Genomic DNA, 15,057 nt, shown 5'->3' with positions numbered 1-15,057 from the left:
GTGTACGGACGGCAACCATCATGCCGTACAGTGCGGGCGTGACGCACTCGCGGACGGATCACCTCGAGGACTTCCGCGGCACCGTGCGCGCGCCGGATCTGGCGCGAGTCACCATTCTGGCCAAGCACACTCAGGTCGACATGGCCATTCCCGTCGATGTGCCGGTGGCCCTGATCATTCCGAGCGTGGTCGACATGGTCGATCTGCACAACCGCGCCAACGACTTCGACCTCGACGGCGAGCAGATCGAGCCGCACGACTGGGTGCTGGCTCGCGTCGGGCAGCCGCCCTTCTCCAATTCCCTGAGCCTGGGCGAACAGGGCGTGCGCGACGGCGAACTGCTCATGCTGGAGAGCGCCGAACACAGCGCGCCCGCACCGCTTTTCGACGACATCATGCACAACGTCGCCATCGCCGACGCCGACCACTTCCGCGGCTGGTCGCCGCGGACCGCCCGGCTGACCGGCGCGGTCCTGGCGGTCGCCATCATGCTCACCGGATGCTTCGGCCTGCTGGCCGCCTCCGACGCCATTCCGGCCTGGATCACCGCCACCGTGGCCACCGCCGTCACCCTGCTGCTGGTCACCGCGAGCACCGTGCTCGCCCGCATGTACCGCGACCGCACGAGCGCCCTGGTACTGGGCGGCTGCGCGCTGCCGACCGCGTTCACCGCCGGCCTGCTGTTCGTCCCCGACCACTACGGCTGGGCCAACGCGCTTCTCGGTTCGGTGCTGGCGGGTGCGACCGCCCTGCTGACCTGGCGGGTGACGGGCGTCGGGCCCGGATTGTTCATCGGCGCCGCGACACTGGCCGTCTTCGCCATCCCGGCCACCCTGGTCGGCCTGCTCATCGATCTTCCGCCGCATGCCATCGGCGGCGGTGTCGCGGCGGTCGGCCTGGCCGGATTGTCGCTGGCCCCAAGGCTCTCCATGCTGCTGGCCCGGTTGCCGCTGCCGCCGGTGCCCGCGCCTGGCACCCCCATCGATCCCACCGAGGACGATCCCGACGACCACCGCGCCCTGCCTACCCTGGAGGCGCTGCGCGCGAAATCCGAACGGGCGCGCGACTATCTGGCCGGTCTCGTCACCGCCACCACCTTCGTGGTCGTGGCCGGGGCGGTGGCGAGTGTGGATCCGGCTGCCGCCCGGCCGTTCTGGCCCGGCCTGGCTCTGGCCCTGGTGTGCGCGGCGGTCCTGATGTTCCGCAGCCGCACCTACGCGGGCGCGGAACAGGCCGTGGTTCTCATCACCGGCGGCGCGGCCGTCGTGCTGCTGGAACTGATCGGTGCGGCCCTCACCCAGCGGCAGCCGCTCACCGTATTCGGCGTGGCGCTCGCGCTTTTCGCGGCCGCGCTGGTGCTGGGCTTCCTGGTGCCGCGGCAGCAGGCGACCCCGCCCGTACTCCGTGCGGTCGAGTTGCTGGAGTACGGCTTCGTGGCGGCCGTTGTGCCGCTGGCCTTCTGGGTGACCGGCCTCTACGCCCTCGTGCGCGGACTGTGACAGCGGTCGGCCATGCAAGGTAGAGCGCTGAGCACCAGAACCTTCCGATTCGCAACGGCGGCTTCGGCACTCGCGCTGGGGGTGTCGTTCGGATTGGGCTCGGAACCGGGCGTCGCATACGCCGACCGGCCGCCGCCCATCGACGCGGGCCTGCTACCCCCGGGCGGCCCGGCCACCCCGCCGACGCAGACCGAGCATCCCGCCAACTCCCCCTGCTTCAGCACCCAGGCGGGCGGTGACGGACCGACCGTCCCGGCCACCCAGCGCACCCTGGATCTGCCCCGGGCATGGCAATTCACCCGTGGCGCAGGACAATTGGTGGCGGTCATCGACACCGGCGTGTCCCCGCACCCCCGGCTGCCCGGACTCATCCCCGAGGGCGATTACGTGGCCACGGGTGGCGACGGTACCGAGGACTGCGACGCCCACGGCACCATCGTGGCGGGCCTGATCGCGGCCACCCAGGTGGGCGGGCAGGGCTTCTCCGGGGTCGCGCCGGAGGCCCGCGTCATGACCATCCGCCAGACCAGCGCGCTCTACCAGGCCAAGAGCGCGGGCCGGGAGAAGGGTCCGGACGATATGCCCGACGGCTACGGCAAGATCTCCGCGCTGGCCTCGGCCGTGCGGCGGGCGGCCGACGCGGGCGCGCGGGTCATCAATATCTCCCTGGTCGCCTGCCCCACCGCCGAACCGGCGAGCGCCGAGATGGGCGCGCTGGGCGCGGCCGTGCAGTACGCGGCGGTCCAGAAGGACGTTGTCATCGTGACCTCGGCGGGCAATACCGACACCTGCAAGGCGAGCAATCCCGGCCCGGATCCGGTGCACCCCGACCGCGATCCGTGGGAGCACGTCACGTCCTACGTGGTCCCGGCGTGGTGGGACGCCTACGTGTTGTCGGTGGGCTCGGTGGACGCCTTCGGTCAGCCGTCGAAGTTCACCGTCCCGGGTCCGTGGGTGGGTGTGGCCGCGCCGGGCGAGAACATCGTCTCGCTCGATCCCCGCGATACCGGGCTCACCACCGCGAAGGTGACCAATCAGGGGCAGGTGCTGCCCTACAGCGGAACGAGTTTCGCCGCACCGCAGGTCGCGGGTGTCGCCGCGCTGGTGCGGGCGCGGTACCCGGACATGCGGGCCGACGAGGTGATCGAACGGATCGAGGCCACGGCGCACGCCCCCGGTGAGGGCTGGAATCCGTACATCGGTTACGGCACGGTCGATCCCGTGGCCGCGCTGACCGCCGAGGTACGCAAGGAACTCCGGCCCAAGCACCCCGCCGACGCACGGGATCAGCAGCTCCCATTGCCCGAACCTGCTCCGGCGCCGGACAACACGGCACGCGATGTGGCGTTGATCGGCAGTGGAGTGGTGGCGCTACTACTGGTTCTGGGATTCCTCGCCTCGTTCCCGCTGCGCCGCAGGTTCGGCAACCGCGACAGCTGACGTCAGTTCGCGCTGGGCCCTCGCGTTTTCACCGGCTCCTCGGCCGGATTCGGGTCGGGCGCGACGCCGTCGTGGGCGACCATCGCACCCTCCCGGCTGAGGGCGGGCCCGGGCGCGAGCAGCCCGAGGATCGGCCACGGCACGGGCTCGGGCCGCACCTTCGCCGGATCCATCCCCAGGGCCTTGGCGGCGTCCAGATTCCGGATGCCGAACCGAACCCCGTAGTCGGACACGAAGAACAGGCTGTCCCGGCGCTGGCTGTCCGGCTCGATCCCGGTGGACCGCACGTACGCGCCCGCCCCCGGCTGCATATGGAAGCTGTCCACATTCGGCCCGGTGCCGTCGGCCTGCGCCAGCGGCACCGGCCGGGCGCGGTCGGGGATCGGGACGGCATGCCCGGTGAGCACGGACACTTCGGCGCGCCTGCTGCCGTCGGAGGTATCGGCGGAACCGACCGGCCGCCAGGACAGGCAGTCGACCGGCTGGTCCTTGCCGTCCACCAGGGTCGGGGCCTGCGCCGGATACGTCGACACCCGCAGCTCCGAGGAGACCGGCGCTCCCGTGCGATCGGCCTGCGCGATGAAGGCGTCGGCGACGCTGGAGCGGTAGGTATTGCGAATGATGTCGGCGGTCAGCGCCGACACCGGCTGTAGCCCGTCGGCCAGCACCACGTAGTACTTGCCGTCGGTCCGCACCTGCACCACATCGCCGATGCGGTGGTCGCCGAGCGCGTACCCCGGTGCGGCCCCGGCATTCTCGATCAGCGGCGGAACCAGCGGCGGCACCTCCGGAATGGCGTCGAGCAGCCCCGCACTGATCGGCCGCGGCGTCTGCCCGCGCAGGTCCAGCGCGTCGACCACCGCGCGCTCGTCGAGATCGATCCGGGCGCGCTGATCGTCGTAGACCAGATACGCGTGATCGCGCCCCCGCACCAGCAGCGCCCGCCCCGGCTCCAGCGCGGAAGCCTTGTCCGCCAACGCCAATTCGCCGACCAGCACCGAACTGGTGAGGGTACGGCTGCCGTCGTTCGACAGCACGTCGCACACCGTCCAGGCGCGGCCGTCGCCTCCGGTGAACCCCAGGGAGGTCGGCGCGCCCGGAATGCCGAGCAGCTGGCCGCGTGGCTTCTTCGCCAGTTCGGATTCGTCGACGGTGGCCGGTTTGACCGCATCACCCGCCGCCAGCCGGGCCGAGGCCAGGTTCAGCGCCGGGTGCACCACATCGTCGAGCACCACGTAGACCGCGCCGCTGTCCTTGCCGATGAGGATCTTGGTGGACCCGATCCTGTCCTGCGGCCGCAGCAGAGCCAATACTCCGCAACCCGCCAGCGCGACACTCGCGAGGATCAGTCCGGCGAGGAAGGCGCGGGACTGGGAGCGCATGGGATCGTGCAGCATTCGCACATCCCGGCGGACCAGGGCGTGCTCCATGCGACGGACCAGGAAGCGGTAGCCGCTCACCTGCCATCGGGTCGTGGGTTTCGAAGGCATCCAAATCCCGTGGGGTCGTGTGCTTTCACCGGACGAAGTACAGTGACCTGGACATTCAATCGCACTCGGCCCGCGCGCGGGGCCGACATCGGAGAGCCGGGGATCGACGATGACGATCACATCCGGAGAGTCGGCGGGGCGGCCGTCGCGGTCCGGTCGAGGCGGGCGGCCGGGCCGGATCTCGGTGGCGAACCTGGTCTGGGCGCAGCTCGCCGGACTGGTCGTTCTGGTTGTCGCCATGGTGGGCGGACTGGCCTGGTGGGGTGCGCTCACCCTCGCCATAGTGGTCGGTCTGGTTCTACTGCTACCACTCGGCAAACGAACCCTGTCGGACTGGATTGCCACCCGCGGCCGATTCCGAGCCCGCCGCGGCCACTCGCCCGCCGACATCATCGACTTCCGCGCCCCCGACGGCCGTCCGCTCGGCCTCTACCGCGACGGCAGCCGCGTGGTCGCCGTCGTGGAGGTGCTGGCCCCGAAGGGCGGCCTCACCCGACTCGGCCGCGCCACCGTGCACGCCACCCACCTGCTGCCGCTGCCCGACATCGCGAAATGCCTGACCCAGCACGACATTCTGCTGTCCGGCATCGACATCGTCTCGCACGGCTTCCGTAGCCGCTCCGGTACGCCCGCGGGCGCCATCTACGAATCCCTGCTCGGGCCGCTCCCCGCCACCGCGCACCGCACGGTCTGGCTCGCCATCGCTTTCGATCCCGTCACCTGCCCCGACGCCGCGGCTCGGCGGGCCGGTGGACTGCCCGGCGCGTGCCGCGCGGTCACCATCGCCACCGAACGCGTGGTGCGGGTGCTGGAGGACGGCGGCTGCTCGGCCCGCCTGCTCACCGCCCCCGAGATCCGGCAGGCCGCGCTGCAGGTCACCTCGGGCGTGGACCCCGGGCAACTGACCCAGCGCTGGCGCTACGCCGAACTCGGCAACAGCGTGAACATCGGTGCCGCAGTGGATCCCCGGCAGCTGGCCTCGGATCTACTCGCCCAGCTCTGGGTCCCCGCCTCACGCGGCACCACGGTGGCCGTCAAACTGCGCCCGGGCCGCAGCACCGATACCGTGCGCATCGGCGCCGCCTGGCGGCTCACCGCCCGGGAACTGCCCGGAGAACCGGTGCGGCAGCACATGATCTCCATGAACGGCCGCCACCGCGAGGGCCTGCTCGCCCACCTGCCGTTCGCGGTGCCCGGCCTGGACGACACCGTGCCCGCGGAGCTCCGTGAGATCGACGAGCTCGGCGCACTGCACCTGCCCTCGGCGGGCTGCGGGCAGCTGCTCGGCTCCGACGAGGACGGCAACGGCGTCGCCGTTCGCCTGGTGGGCCAGGGCATTTCGAGCGTGTACGTGGCGGGCGAGCCGTATCTCGCACAACAGTTGATCTTCCGTGCCCTCGCCGTCGGCGAACGCGTCCTGATCCGCACCGACCGCCCCGAGGCCTGGCAGCAGCTGGTCGCCACCATCGGCAACCCGGAACGCCTCGCCCTCGCCGTCGAAACCCACCAGTCCGACGCCGATTTCACCGCCACCCTCGTCGACGGGGTCCTCGCGCCCACCCCGCACGCGGGCCTGACCACCATCTACCTGACGAGCGATCCGCTCGGCTGGCCCGGCGCCGCGCCCGACCTGTCCGTCCACCAGCCGGGTGCGTCCGGGAACCGAATCATCCTGCGCACCGGCGCCACCGAGGTTCCGCTGACGCTGGTCTCCATCCCCCGCGAGTCCACCTACATCGGCCGGCCGCGCGCGGCCGCCGCCGCCGCGCCCTAGCTCCCCGGATACGGATTCGTGGCGCGGGCGGTGCGCAGAGTCGCCGCCCACCAGGCGAGTTGACGCAGCATGCGGTCCGCGGCGTCGAGCGCGGCCCCGTCCCGGGTCTCCCCCTCGGCATCGAACTTGCGTTTGGCCTCATGGAAACTGACGGTCTCGCGCACCGAGACCATGTGGATCTCGGCGACCACCTGCCGCAACTGCTCCACCGCGCGCAGACCGCCGGACAGTCCGCCGTAGCTCACGAAACCGATGGGCTTGCCCCGCCATTCGCGCTTCACACTGTCGAAAGCGGTCTTCAACGACGCCGGATAGCCGTGGTTGTACTCGGAGGTGACCGCAACGAAGGCGTCCGCCGCCTCGACCCGCCGCTGGAAGGCCCGCACCTGGTCGTTCTCGGTGAGATCCACCGGCAGCGGGGTGTCCATCAGATCGATGACACCCACGTCGAACGCGGCGTCTGCGCGCGCCCGGCGCAGGAACCAGTCCGCGACCACCGGCGCGAACCGCTTGGGCCGCACACTGGCGACGATGACCTCGAGCCGGAGCGGGGTGTCCATGCCGAGAGCCTATCGGGCTCGGTCAGCGCCGCCCCGCGCCGCGCTTGGCGTACTCCGCGAGGCCTGCGGCGGGCGTGGTGGGAGCCGTGAAATCCAGGGCGTGCCGGGCTCTTTCCGGATGCGCGACCACATGCCGGACATCGGTGGCCCGGCACTGCCCGGTCACCACCGGCGACGGCCCGTCCACCGCCTTGGCCATGGTCGAGGCCACCTCCCACAAGGTCAGCGGCCGCCCCGAGGCGATATTCAAGGGCACGAAACCCGGCACCGGGCGTTCCACCGCGGCCACCGTTGCCAGCGCCGCGTCGCGCACGTGCACGAAGTCCCGGACCTGCCCGCCGTCCTCGAACACCCGCGGCGGCCGGCCCGCCGCCAGTTCGGCCCGGAACCGCGCCACCACACCGGTTTCCGCGGACCGCACCCGCCGCCCGTCGGCCACCGCGTCGCCGTAGAGATTGTGGTAGCGCAGCACCGCGGCATTGCCCCCGGTATTGGCCACCCAGGCCAGCGCGTAATGCTCCTGCGCGACTTTGCTTGCCGCGTAAGCGCTCCGGGGCCGCAGCGGGGCGTCCTCGCCCATCGGCTCCCAGGTCAGCACCTCCCCCGACCGCGGTGCGCGATGATCGAACAGCCCCCGGTCCAGATCACCCCGCCGCCGCAGGCCCGGATAGAACGGCCCGCTGCGCAATCCTCGGTACCGGCCCTCGCCGTACACCGCGACCGAGGACCCGAGCACCAGCCGCGGCACGCCCTCCCGTTCCATGGCGGCCAGCAGCACGGCGGTGCCGACGTCATTGTGCGCGGCGTAGAGCGCGGCCCAGCGCATTCCTTCCGCCCCCGGCCGCTCGGTACCGCCCCGCCCTGATCCGACCGGAGCACGCACACACGGCCCGGCCCCATGTCCGGAATCCTCGCGCCCACGCTGCCCGTCCCCCGCCACCCTGCGGGAATGCCGGACATCCTGCGGGGCAGCCGGATTGGAGGGATCCCCGCGCACCGGCTCGATCGCGCCGCGCACATGCGGCAGCGGCACCGCGGTCGCGAGATGACAGACCGCGTCCACCTCGGCCAGCAGGGCTTCCAGCGCACCCTGATCACGGATGTCGATGCGCGAGACATTCTCCGGAACAACGGGATTCGGACCGTGCACGGTCTCGAGCAGGGCGTCGATGGCGATGACCTCGTGCCCCGCCGCCAGCAGGGCGCGATGGACATGGGAGCCCAGGTAACCGGCCGCCCCGGTCACCAGGACACGCAGGGGGTCACGACCGCCCGCCTTCATGAATCCAGCGTAGGGCATGGCCGGGCGTAACCCGAAGGCCTATCGATGGATAGACGGTGTGGGGCAGCCGAACGCCACCCCGCGGATGCCGCCACGAGCAGGTGCAATGACGCACCACGGGGTACAACGGAGTACCCCGGCCGCTCGGGCGGCCATCACGCGTGACCGGCCGTCACGGCCGGGACCGCGTCAGGGCAGCTCGAACGGGAGCTGCACGCCGGTGCCGGTCAGCACGCGGCACTTGTCGCAGGCGGCATCGCCCTCGACGGCGGCGACGGCACGACGCACCATGGCCTTGAACGGCACCAGGTTGCGCTCGAACTCGGCGAACACGTCGGCGGCGCTGACGCCCTCGCCGGACTCCAGCCCGGCGTCCAGGTCGGTGACCAGAGCGATTGCGGAGTAGCACATTTCGAGTTCACGGGCGAGCACGGCCTCCGGGTGCCCGGTCATATTGACCAGCTCCCAGCCCTGTCCGGCGAACCAGCGGCTCTCGGCGCGGGTGGAGAAGCGCGGGCCCTCCACCACGACCATGGTGCCGTGGTCGTGCGCGGGCAGATCGTCGCCGATCGAGGCGATGGCGGCATTGCGCAGCTCGTCGCAGTACGGGTCGGCGAAGGACACGTGCACGCCGCCGGCGTCGTAGAAGGTTTGGGCGCGCCCGGAGGTGCGGTCCACCAGCTGGTCCGGCACGGCGATGGTGCCCGGCCCCCAGTCGGCGCGCAGGCTGCCGACGGCACAGGGACCGAAGATGCGACGCACGCCCAGGGTGCGCAGCGCCCACATATTGGCGCGGTAGGGCACGGTGTGCGGCGAGAACTCGTGCTTGCGGCCGTGCCGGGGCAGGAACGCCACCGAGCGCCCCTCCACCTGGCCGATGGTGATGGGCGCGCTGGGCGCGCCGTAGGGGGTCTCGATCTCGACCGTGGTCGCGTCATCGCCGAAGAAGTCGTAGAAGCCGCTGCCTCCGATGATGGCGAGCGATGCCCGTGCGTCCGAACTCATGCCCCCGATTCTTGCGCACGCGGCCGTGAGTGGTGGTAGCAGGGCGAAGCATGTACCCTAGGGGGGTATTTTCCCCGGGAGTGAGGACAGCGCAGGTGACCAACGACAAGATCGCGACCCAGGACGCCGCCGGGCACGACACCGCCGAGTCCTGCCACGACACCACCTCGCACGGCTACATCACCGCCAAGGACGACTACCTCAAGCGCCTGCGCCGCATCGAAGGCCAGGCCCGCGGCCTGCAGCGCATGGTCGAGGAGGAGAAGTACTGCATCGACATCCTCACCCAGGTGTCGGCCATGACCAAGGCGCTGCAGGCGGTCGCGATGGGGCTGCTCGAGGATCACATCAGCCACTGCGTGGTCGACGCGGCCGTCGCGGGCGGCCCCGAGGCCGAGGCCAAGATCAAGGAAGCCACCGACGCCATCGCGCGCCTCGTGCGCAGCTGACGGCTCTCGCGGCGCTCAGCAGGCCGCGGTGCCGCCGGGGTAGGCGCCCAGGGACGTCGTCGGGAGGGCCCAGCGATCGGGGCCCGACTGCCAGCCCGCGGCGACGCGACGGGAGCCGCGGCGGGTAGGGACGCTGTCCTTGCGGATGTTGTCCTTGCGGTCCCGGGTGGTGCGGACGGAGTCGCAGGGCTGATTGTCGGCGAGCGTCACGGCGATCTCGAGGTCCGCGTAGAGGATGCCCTCCTCGCCCACCGCGAGCGGGGCCACCACTTCGCCGCCGTCGGCGCCGTAGATGCGGGCGCATCCGGTGGGGCCGCCATTGTGGCGCTGTGCGCTGCCCACGCCACCGAACGCGGCGTCACCGATCACGGCGGTGGGGGCGATCACGTACGCGCCGACCTCGAGCGCGTACATGCGACTGAGCGTGGTGCTCGACTCCGGTCCGACCGCGTCGCCGTCGGGGCTGCCGGGCCAGGCGGCCACGTGGATCTGCTCCTCGTCGGCACGTAGCGCGCGGGTGAGCAGCGGCCGCTGATTCTCCTGGCCGGACAGCGCGCCGTACTTGCCGATCGGGGTGTGGTGCACCGCAGGCAGATTCGGAGTTCCGGACGCGAATATCTTGCGTTCCACGCTGTTCAGACCGGCTTTGCGGCGGACCGACAGCAACTGCCCGGAATCGTCGATCACGGCCTGCGACATATAGATTCGCCGTTCCTGGCGCTCACCGAATCCGAGTACGACATGAATGTCGTGTGCGGCGGCGGCAGCGGTGATCGCGCGCATTTCCGCGCCGTCTCGCGTCATCGAATTCTCGCGGCATCTGGTCGAGTATTCGACATTCCACTGATTGGTATCGATCCAACGCCACCACGGATAACCCGGGAGAAACGCCTCCGGGAATGCGACCAGCCGCGCCCCCTGTACCGCTGCCGCCCGGATCAGTTCGACGACCTGATCGACGCCGTCGGAGAGCCGCAGCCAGCTGGGTTCGGCCTGGACGGCGGCAACTCGCACCGTTGTCCTCATCGCTTTTCCCTCATGCACCAGGAGCCTTGCCAAGTTATAGCGATCGAACAATGGCGATGAGTGCCGAATGACCGACTGATCATGCCAGTGTGCGGAATGCTCCCGGAGTTGTGCCCATTTCCAAACGGAAGCTCCGATAGAAGCTACGCTCCGTGAGGAATCCCGCCGCTTTCGCTACCGCCGAAAGCGGCAACTGTGGTGCATTTCTCAGTAGGTCGCAAGCACGTTCGATGCGCATGCGGCGCAACACCGTTCCCGGTCCGCCCTCGAACTCACCGAACACTCGATACAGCGTACGCCGAGACATTCTGCAGCCCTCCGCGATTCGATCGACTCCGAGATCGGGATCGGCGCAGTGGTCGCGCATGTAGTTCAGGACCCGTTGCCGACTGAGCGCGTCCGCCGACTGGTCACGCGGCGTGCGGCCGGACGCGGCGATCGCGGCGGCGGCCAGCAGATCCATTCCGGGCGCGGACAACAGCGCGGCGCTATCGGGATCGGTGCGCTGCAATTCGGCCAGCCCACGAAAGAAACCGGCCACGATTCCGGGCGCGGTGTTCGCCGAAAATACTGTCGCAGTGGGCAATTCGAGATTGTCGACCCCGTAGCGCTCACGTAGTCGACTGAGCGGGACCTGCACCACAACTTGCTCGAACCGCTCCGACGCGTCCCAGCGGTAGGGACGGGTGCTGTCGTAGAACACGATTCCGCCCGGACCGACATCGGCGACCCGATCGTCCTGGCACAAACGCGCGGTGCCGACGATCGGAATACTGGCGAGCAGATATTCGTCGGCGCTGCGGCCGATGAGTCCTCCGGTTCGGCGAATGGTTTGCGGCGTCGATCCGATTACCGACACATCCATCTCGCCGTAGCTCGTGGATTCGATATAACCTACAAAGCGACCACTCGGTATAGGTTCAACCGCCAGCGGCACGTAGGAGGCACTCACCTGCGCCTCCCAGCGCTCGAATGCCTCCGACGGCGTCTGTTCCTGGCCGGACCGAACCTCGATCCGGTTGACCGGTGGTAACCCTTCCACTCCCCATCCCTCGATGACAATGGCGGCCACGTGTACGGCCGAATACTGGGGAGAGTGTGTCAGATCGGACGAATTCCGGCCAATGGGCCGAACTGGTACGAACCAGTAACCGGTACGGACCGGTTATCGAATCAGGCGGCGGACTCGAAGCTCAGATCGAGTTCCAGATCGGCGTACAGCAAACCCTGTTCGTGCCCGCCCAGAGGCGACGCCAGTTCCTCACCGCCCGGCGCGAAGATGCGCGCGTGCCCGCCCGGCCCCGGCACCAGCTGCTTGGCCGGCTCCGCGCCGCGGCGGCTCTCACTGCCCGCCACGTCCATCACCGAGCACGCCGCGATCACGTTCAGCTGCCCGACCACCGCGTACCAGAGCGTGGCCGCGTTGTTCACCCGCACGCCCCAGTCCACGTCCCGCGCCACGATGAAGCCCGGCCAGGACACCACGTGGATCTGTGCCCCGGTGCGCTCCAGCTCCCGCCGCGCGGGCAAATGCAACTGCTCGGAGCCGCCCTGCACCGCGATGCGGCCGATGCCGGTACGGAAGACCTGCGACTCGCCGGGCTCGCCGGAGCGGAAGATCTGGTGCTCCAACGGTGTCAGCTCGGGCTTACGGCGGACTCCGAGCAGTACCCCTCGGTCGTCGATGAGGCACTGGGACATGTACAGCGCGCTGCCACAGCGTTCGCTGAAGCCGAGCAGTACATGGATGCGATGCCGGCGCGCGGCATCGGCGATACGCCGGAACTCGGTGCGCCCCACCGTCATCGAGTTGGTGCGATAGCGCGCGAAGAAGCCCTCGCCCCAGCTCACCGATTCCAGCCACAGCCACCACGGGTAGCCGGGAAGGAAGGTCTCCGGGAAGGCCACCAGCTGTGCGCCACCCGCGGCCGCGTCCTCGATCAGCCCGATGGCCTGCCCGACTCCGGCGGGCAGATCCAGCCATCGCGGCTCGGCTTGGACAGCCGCGACTCGCACCTTCGTGGGCACCTCGGCTCCTTCGACGGATCGGATGATGTGCAATCACCCTTCGCCGAACGCCAGGCGGTCACAGCGACATACCGTGCCGAGCTACCGACAGCGCGTGCCTGTGTCCAATTGCGACCGGAATTGCCCCGGCGTCACGCCGGTTTCCTGGCGAAACGCCCGGTAGAAATGCCGATCCGTGGCGAAACCGGACGCCGCGGCAACCGCCGACAGCGGCCGGGTCGGGTCCGCTCGCAACAGCCGGCGGGCGTGCTCGACCCGCATCTGCCGCACCAGCGCGGCCGGGCCGCCGATCTCCTCACAGACCCGGTAGAGGGTGCGCCGCGAGACCAGACAGGCGTGCGCCACCTCGTCGACGGTCAGGTCCGGATCGGTGTACCGCTTCCGCAGCACCGCCAGCACCTGCTGGCGGGTGAAGACCGAATCGGCGGGCCCGGGTGAGGAGTGCCCGTTGGCCAGCAGCAACGCCGACGAGAGCATCGAGGTGACCTGCGACTCGAGCACGTCGGCCGCACGGCCGGTCTCCTCCGCGCCGAGCCGGGCCATACCCCGGAAGAAGTCGGCCACCACGCCCATCGCCCCGGTGGCGGGCAGGGCCTTGGCGATGGGCAGCTCGTCGCGCACCAGGCCGGCGTGGTCGAGCACCGTGTCCATGGGCGCGCGCACGATGGTGGACACCGCGTTCTCGGTGGTCCGGCTCTCGATCGGGCGGGCGCTGTCGTAGAAGGCGATGGTCCCGGCCCCGCCCTCGGTGATCCGGCCGCTCTGCTCGGTCCAGTTCGAGCCCTCGACCACGATGTTCACCAGCAGGAAGTCGCCGGCGGCCTGCTCGAGCTGACGCTTGGTGCGCACCACCCGCTGGGCGCTCGAGGTCATCAGCGTGAGGCTGGACCGATCGAACTGGGTGTAGCGGAGTTTGCCGTGCCAGGGCCCGGCGCCGATCGGTTCGACAATCGAGGGCAGCACGGCATCGGCGACGAGGGCCTCCCACTGCTCGAAGGCTTGCCGCGCGGAAACCTCTGAGGTCGTACGGACTTCGGCACTGGCCGTGGAAGCGATACCCACACCTGCATCATTCCACTAGCGGCCGCCGGGAGAATGGGAATGAAGCCGACTGATCCGACAAAACAGACCAATCAGCCCGATTGCTCCGGGAACTCGCCGCCCGGTCACCGGCGGCTCGAGGCGGCGACCGGGCGGCGCGTCCCCAAGTATGCCGCGCCGACGCGGCCCTGTGACTGCCCAACCGTGCCAGTTCACTGCCGATTCAGGTCAGCCGTGAAACACCCCCTGATCAGGCGTGATTTGTCCGGAATTCGCCAGGGGTCATACCGGTTTCGCGTTTGAAGGCCCGGTAGAACTGCCGCTCGGACACGAAGCCCGCCGACCGCGCCACCGACAGCAGCGGCCGCGTCGGATCGGTGCGGATCAACGACAGCGCCCGCTCCACCCGCATCCGCCGCAACATGGCCGCCACCCCGTCCTCACCCTGCTCGAACAGGCGGTACAGCGTGCGCCGCGACACCGCACACGCGCCTGCCACCTGATCGATGGTCAGCTCCGGATCGGCGTAATTCCGCTGAATGAACGCCAGCGCACGCTGTTTGGCCAGGGCGTGCGCGGGCTCGTCGCGCGGCAGGTCGCCCGCGGCCAGCTGGACCACCGAGGCCAGCAGGCCCGTACCGTGTTTGGCCAGCACCGCGGCCTGTTCCGGTGCGGTGTACTGCAATTGCGCCATGCCGCAGAAGAAGCGGCCCACGATCCCGGCCGCGCCCTCGGGCGGGAAGCGCACCGCGGTCGGCATCCGGTCCGCCGGCACCCCCGACGCGCAGACCACCTCGGCCAGCGGCACCTGCACCGCCACCACGCCCCAGGACTGCTCGAAATGCGCACTGAAGGGCCGGGAACTGACGTGCAGGGTCAGTCCGCCGTCGGCCAGCTCCCCCACTCGCCCGTCCTGCTCCAGCCAGCCGTGGCCGTGCGTGGTGATACAGGCGAACAGCACCGGTTCCTCGGGATCGTGGATGAGTTGCGGTATCCGGCTCAGATGCTGCCCGCTGGCGGTCACCATCGACACGTCGATGCCGTCGAAGCGCGACTGCACGATGCGCGCCCGGAACTCCCCCGACCGCACGGGTGTCACCACCAGCGGAACGTAGGCCGCCGCTACCACGGCCTCCCATTCCTCGAAAGTCTTCTGCTGCGAAACCTCCGGCGTGGAGCGAACCTCCATCACCGAGGGCTCGACGCCGCCCCTCATTGCCCGATTCTCGCATCCCACCCCCACCCCGATCCCCGAATTCCCTTAACAACCTCCAACTTTCACCCAACCGTCCGAATTGGCGCATTGCCCGCAACTCGCACAGCGAATCTTCATCCCGGACTTGCACTTTCATCCGCGCGACCGATCCGCAATCGCGCACGCGTCATCACAGCCGCGACCTCGGCGGAGGGGTGGTCGCGGGTGGGGATGAGCGGGTTGGGCCGATGGGAATCGAACGACGCGC

Annotated in this window: 13 protein-coding genes; 4 read left to right on the top strand and 9 right to left on the bottom strand. The window is 69.9% G+C overall.

The features are described from left to right. Window positions 1-38: 38 nt before the first annotated feature. Window positions 39-1,499: a type VII secretion integral membrane protein EccD gene (gene eccD, locus ACQP06_RS04920; protein ID WP_433670768.1), complete on the top strand. Its 1,461-nt coding sequence runs from the start codon at window positions 39-41 to the stop codon at window positions 1,497-1,499. Between the two features lie 93 nt (window positions 1,500-1,592). Continuing rightward, the gene (gene mycP, locus ACQP06_RS04915) at window positions 1,593-2,939 is read left to right on the top strand and encodes a type VII secretion-associated serine protease mycosin (protein ID WP_433670766.1); all 1,347 of its coding nucleotides are present in this window, start codon (window positions 1,593-1,595) and stop codon (window positions 2,937-2,939) included. A 2-nt stretch (window positions 2,940-2,941) separates the two neighbouring features. On the opposite strand, the gene eccB is transcribed toward mycP, so the two are convergent. Further along, window positions 2,942-4,429: a type VII secretion protein EccB gene (gene eccB / locus ACQP06_RS04910; protein ID WP_433670764.1), complete on the bottom strand. Its 1,488-nt coding sequence runs from the start codon at window positions 4,427-4,429 to the stop codon at window positions 2,942-2,944. A 109-nt stretch (window positions 4,430-4,538) separates the two neighbouring features. On the opposite strand from eccB, the gene eccE reads away from it, so the two are divergent. Next, the gene (gene eccE, locus ACQP06_RS04905) at window positions 4,539-6,203 is read left to right on the top strand and encodes a type VII secretion protein EccE (RefSeq protein ID WP_433670763.1); all 1,665 of its coding nucleotides are present in this window, start codon (window positions 4,539-4,541) and stop codon (window positions 6,201-6,203) included. On the opposite strand, the gene ACQP06_RS04900 is transcribed toward eccE, so the two are convergent. The 3 genes from ACQP06_RS04900 to ACQP06_RS04890 form a co-directional block, all read right to left on the bottom strand. Then, a complete protein-coding gene (locus tag ACQP06_RS04900; RefSeq protein ID WP_433670761.1) occupies window positions 6,200-6,763 on the bottom strand; it encodes an NADPH-dependent FMN reductase in 564 nt (187 codons plus the stop codon). The two genes, eccE and ACQP06_RS04900, sit on opposite strands and share 4 nt — an antisense overlap. Before the next feature lie 22 nt (window positions 6,764-6,785). Then, a complete protein-coding gene (locus ACQP06_RS04895; RefSeq protein ID WP_433670759.1) occupies window positions 6,786-8,045 on the bottom strand; it encodes an NAD-dependent epimerase/dehydratase family protein in 1,260 nt (419 codons plus the stop codon). Between the two features lie 189 nt (window positions 8,046-8,234). Beyond that, complete coding sequence (locus tag ACQP06_RS04890; protein ID WP_433670757.1) at window positions 8,235-9,050, bottom strand: S-methyl-5'-thioadenosine phosphorylase; 816 nt, start codon at window positions 9,048-9,050, stop codon at window positions 8,235-8,237. A 95-nt stretch (window positions 9,051-9,145) separates the two neighbouring features. Here ACQP06_RS04890 and ACQP06_RS04885 point away from each other — a divergent pair, with 95 nt between their 5' ends. Beyond that, entirely contained in the window at window positions 9,146-9,499 is a 354-nt protein-coding gene (locus ACQP06_RS04885) for a metal-sensitive transcriptional regulator (protein ID WP_433670755.1), read from the top strand. Between the two features lie 15 nt (window positions 9,500-9,514). Here the strand turns inward: ACQP06_RS04885 and ACQP06_RS04880 are convergent, their stop codons facing one another. The 5 genes from ACQP06_RS04880 to ACQP06_RS04860 all read right to left on the bottom strand — a co-directional run bounded on the left by ACQP06_RS04880 (window position 9,515) and on the right by ACQP06_RS04860 (window position 14,810). Next, a complete protein-coding gene (locus tag ACQP06_RS04880; RefSeq protein WP_433670754.1) occupies window positions 9,515-10,525 on the bottom strand; it encodes a nitrilase-related carbon-nitrogen hydrolase in 1,011 nt (336 codons plus the stop codon). 79 nt (window positions 10,526-10,604) lie between these two features. Then, on the bottom strand, window positions 10,605-11,597 hold the full coding sequence (locus tag ACQP06_RS04875) for an AraC family transcriptional regulator (RefSeq protein WP_433670752.1): 993 nt from the start codon (window positions 11,595-11,597) through the stop codon (window positions 10,605-10,607). A 101-nt stretch (window positions 11,598-11,698) separates the two neighbouring features. Beyond that, window positions 11,699-12,553, bottom strand: a complete 855-nt coding sequence (locus ACQP06_RS04870) for a nitrilase-related carbon-nitrogen hydrolase (protein ID WP_433670750.1) — start codon at window positions 12,551-12,553, stop codon at window positions 11,699-11,701. 81 nt (window positions 12,554-12,634) lie between these two features. Beyond that, on the bottom strand, window positions 12,635-13,615 hold the full coding sequence (locus tag ACQP06_RS04865) for an AraC family transcriptional regulator (RefSeq protein WP_433670748.1): 981 nt from the start codon (window positions 13,613-13,615) through the stop codon (window positions 12,635-12,637). 229 nt (window positions 13,616-13,844) lie between these two features. Then, entirely contained in the window at window positions 13,845-14,810 is a 966-nt protein-coding gene (locus ACQP06_RS04860) for a helix-turn-helix domain-containing protein (protein WP_433670746.1), read from the bottom strand. Window positions 14,811-15,057 lie beyond the last annotated feature (247 nt).

Source organism: Nocardia sp. CA-136227, from assembly GCF_050955695.1.
GTDB lineage: Bacteria > Actinomycetota > Actinomycetes > Mycobacteriales > Mycobacteriaceae > Nocardia.
The sequence above is the reverse complement of the archived record's forward strand: the minus strand, read 5'-3'. Positions and strand labels throughout refer to the sequence as shown.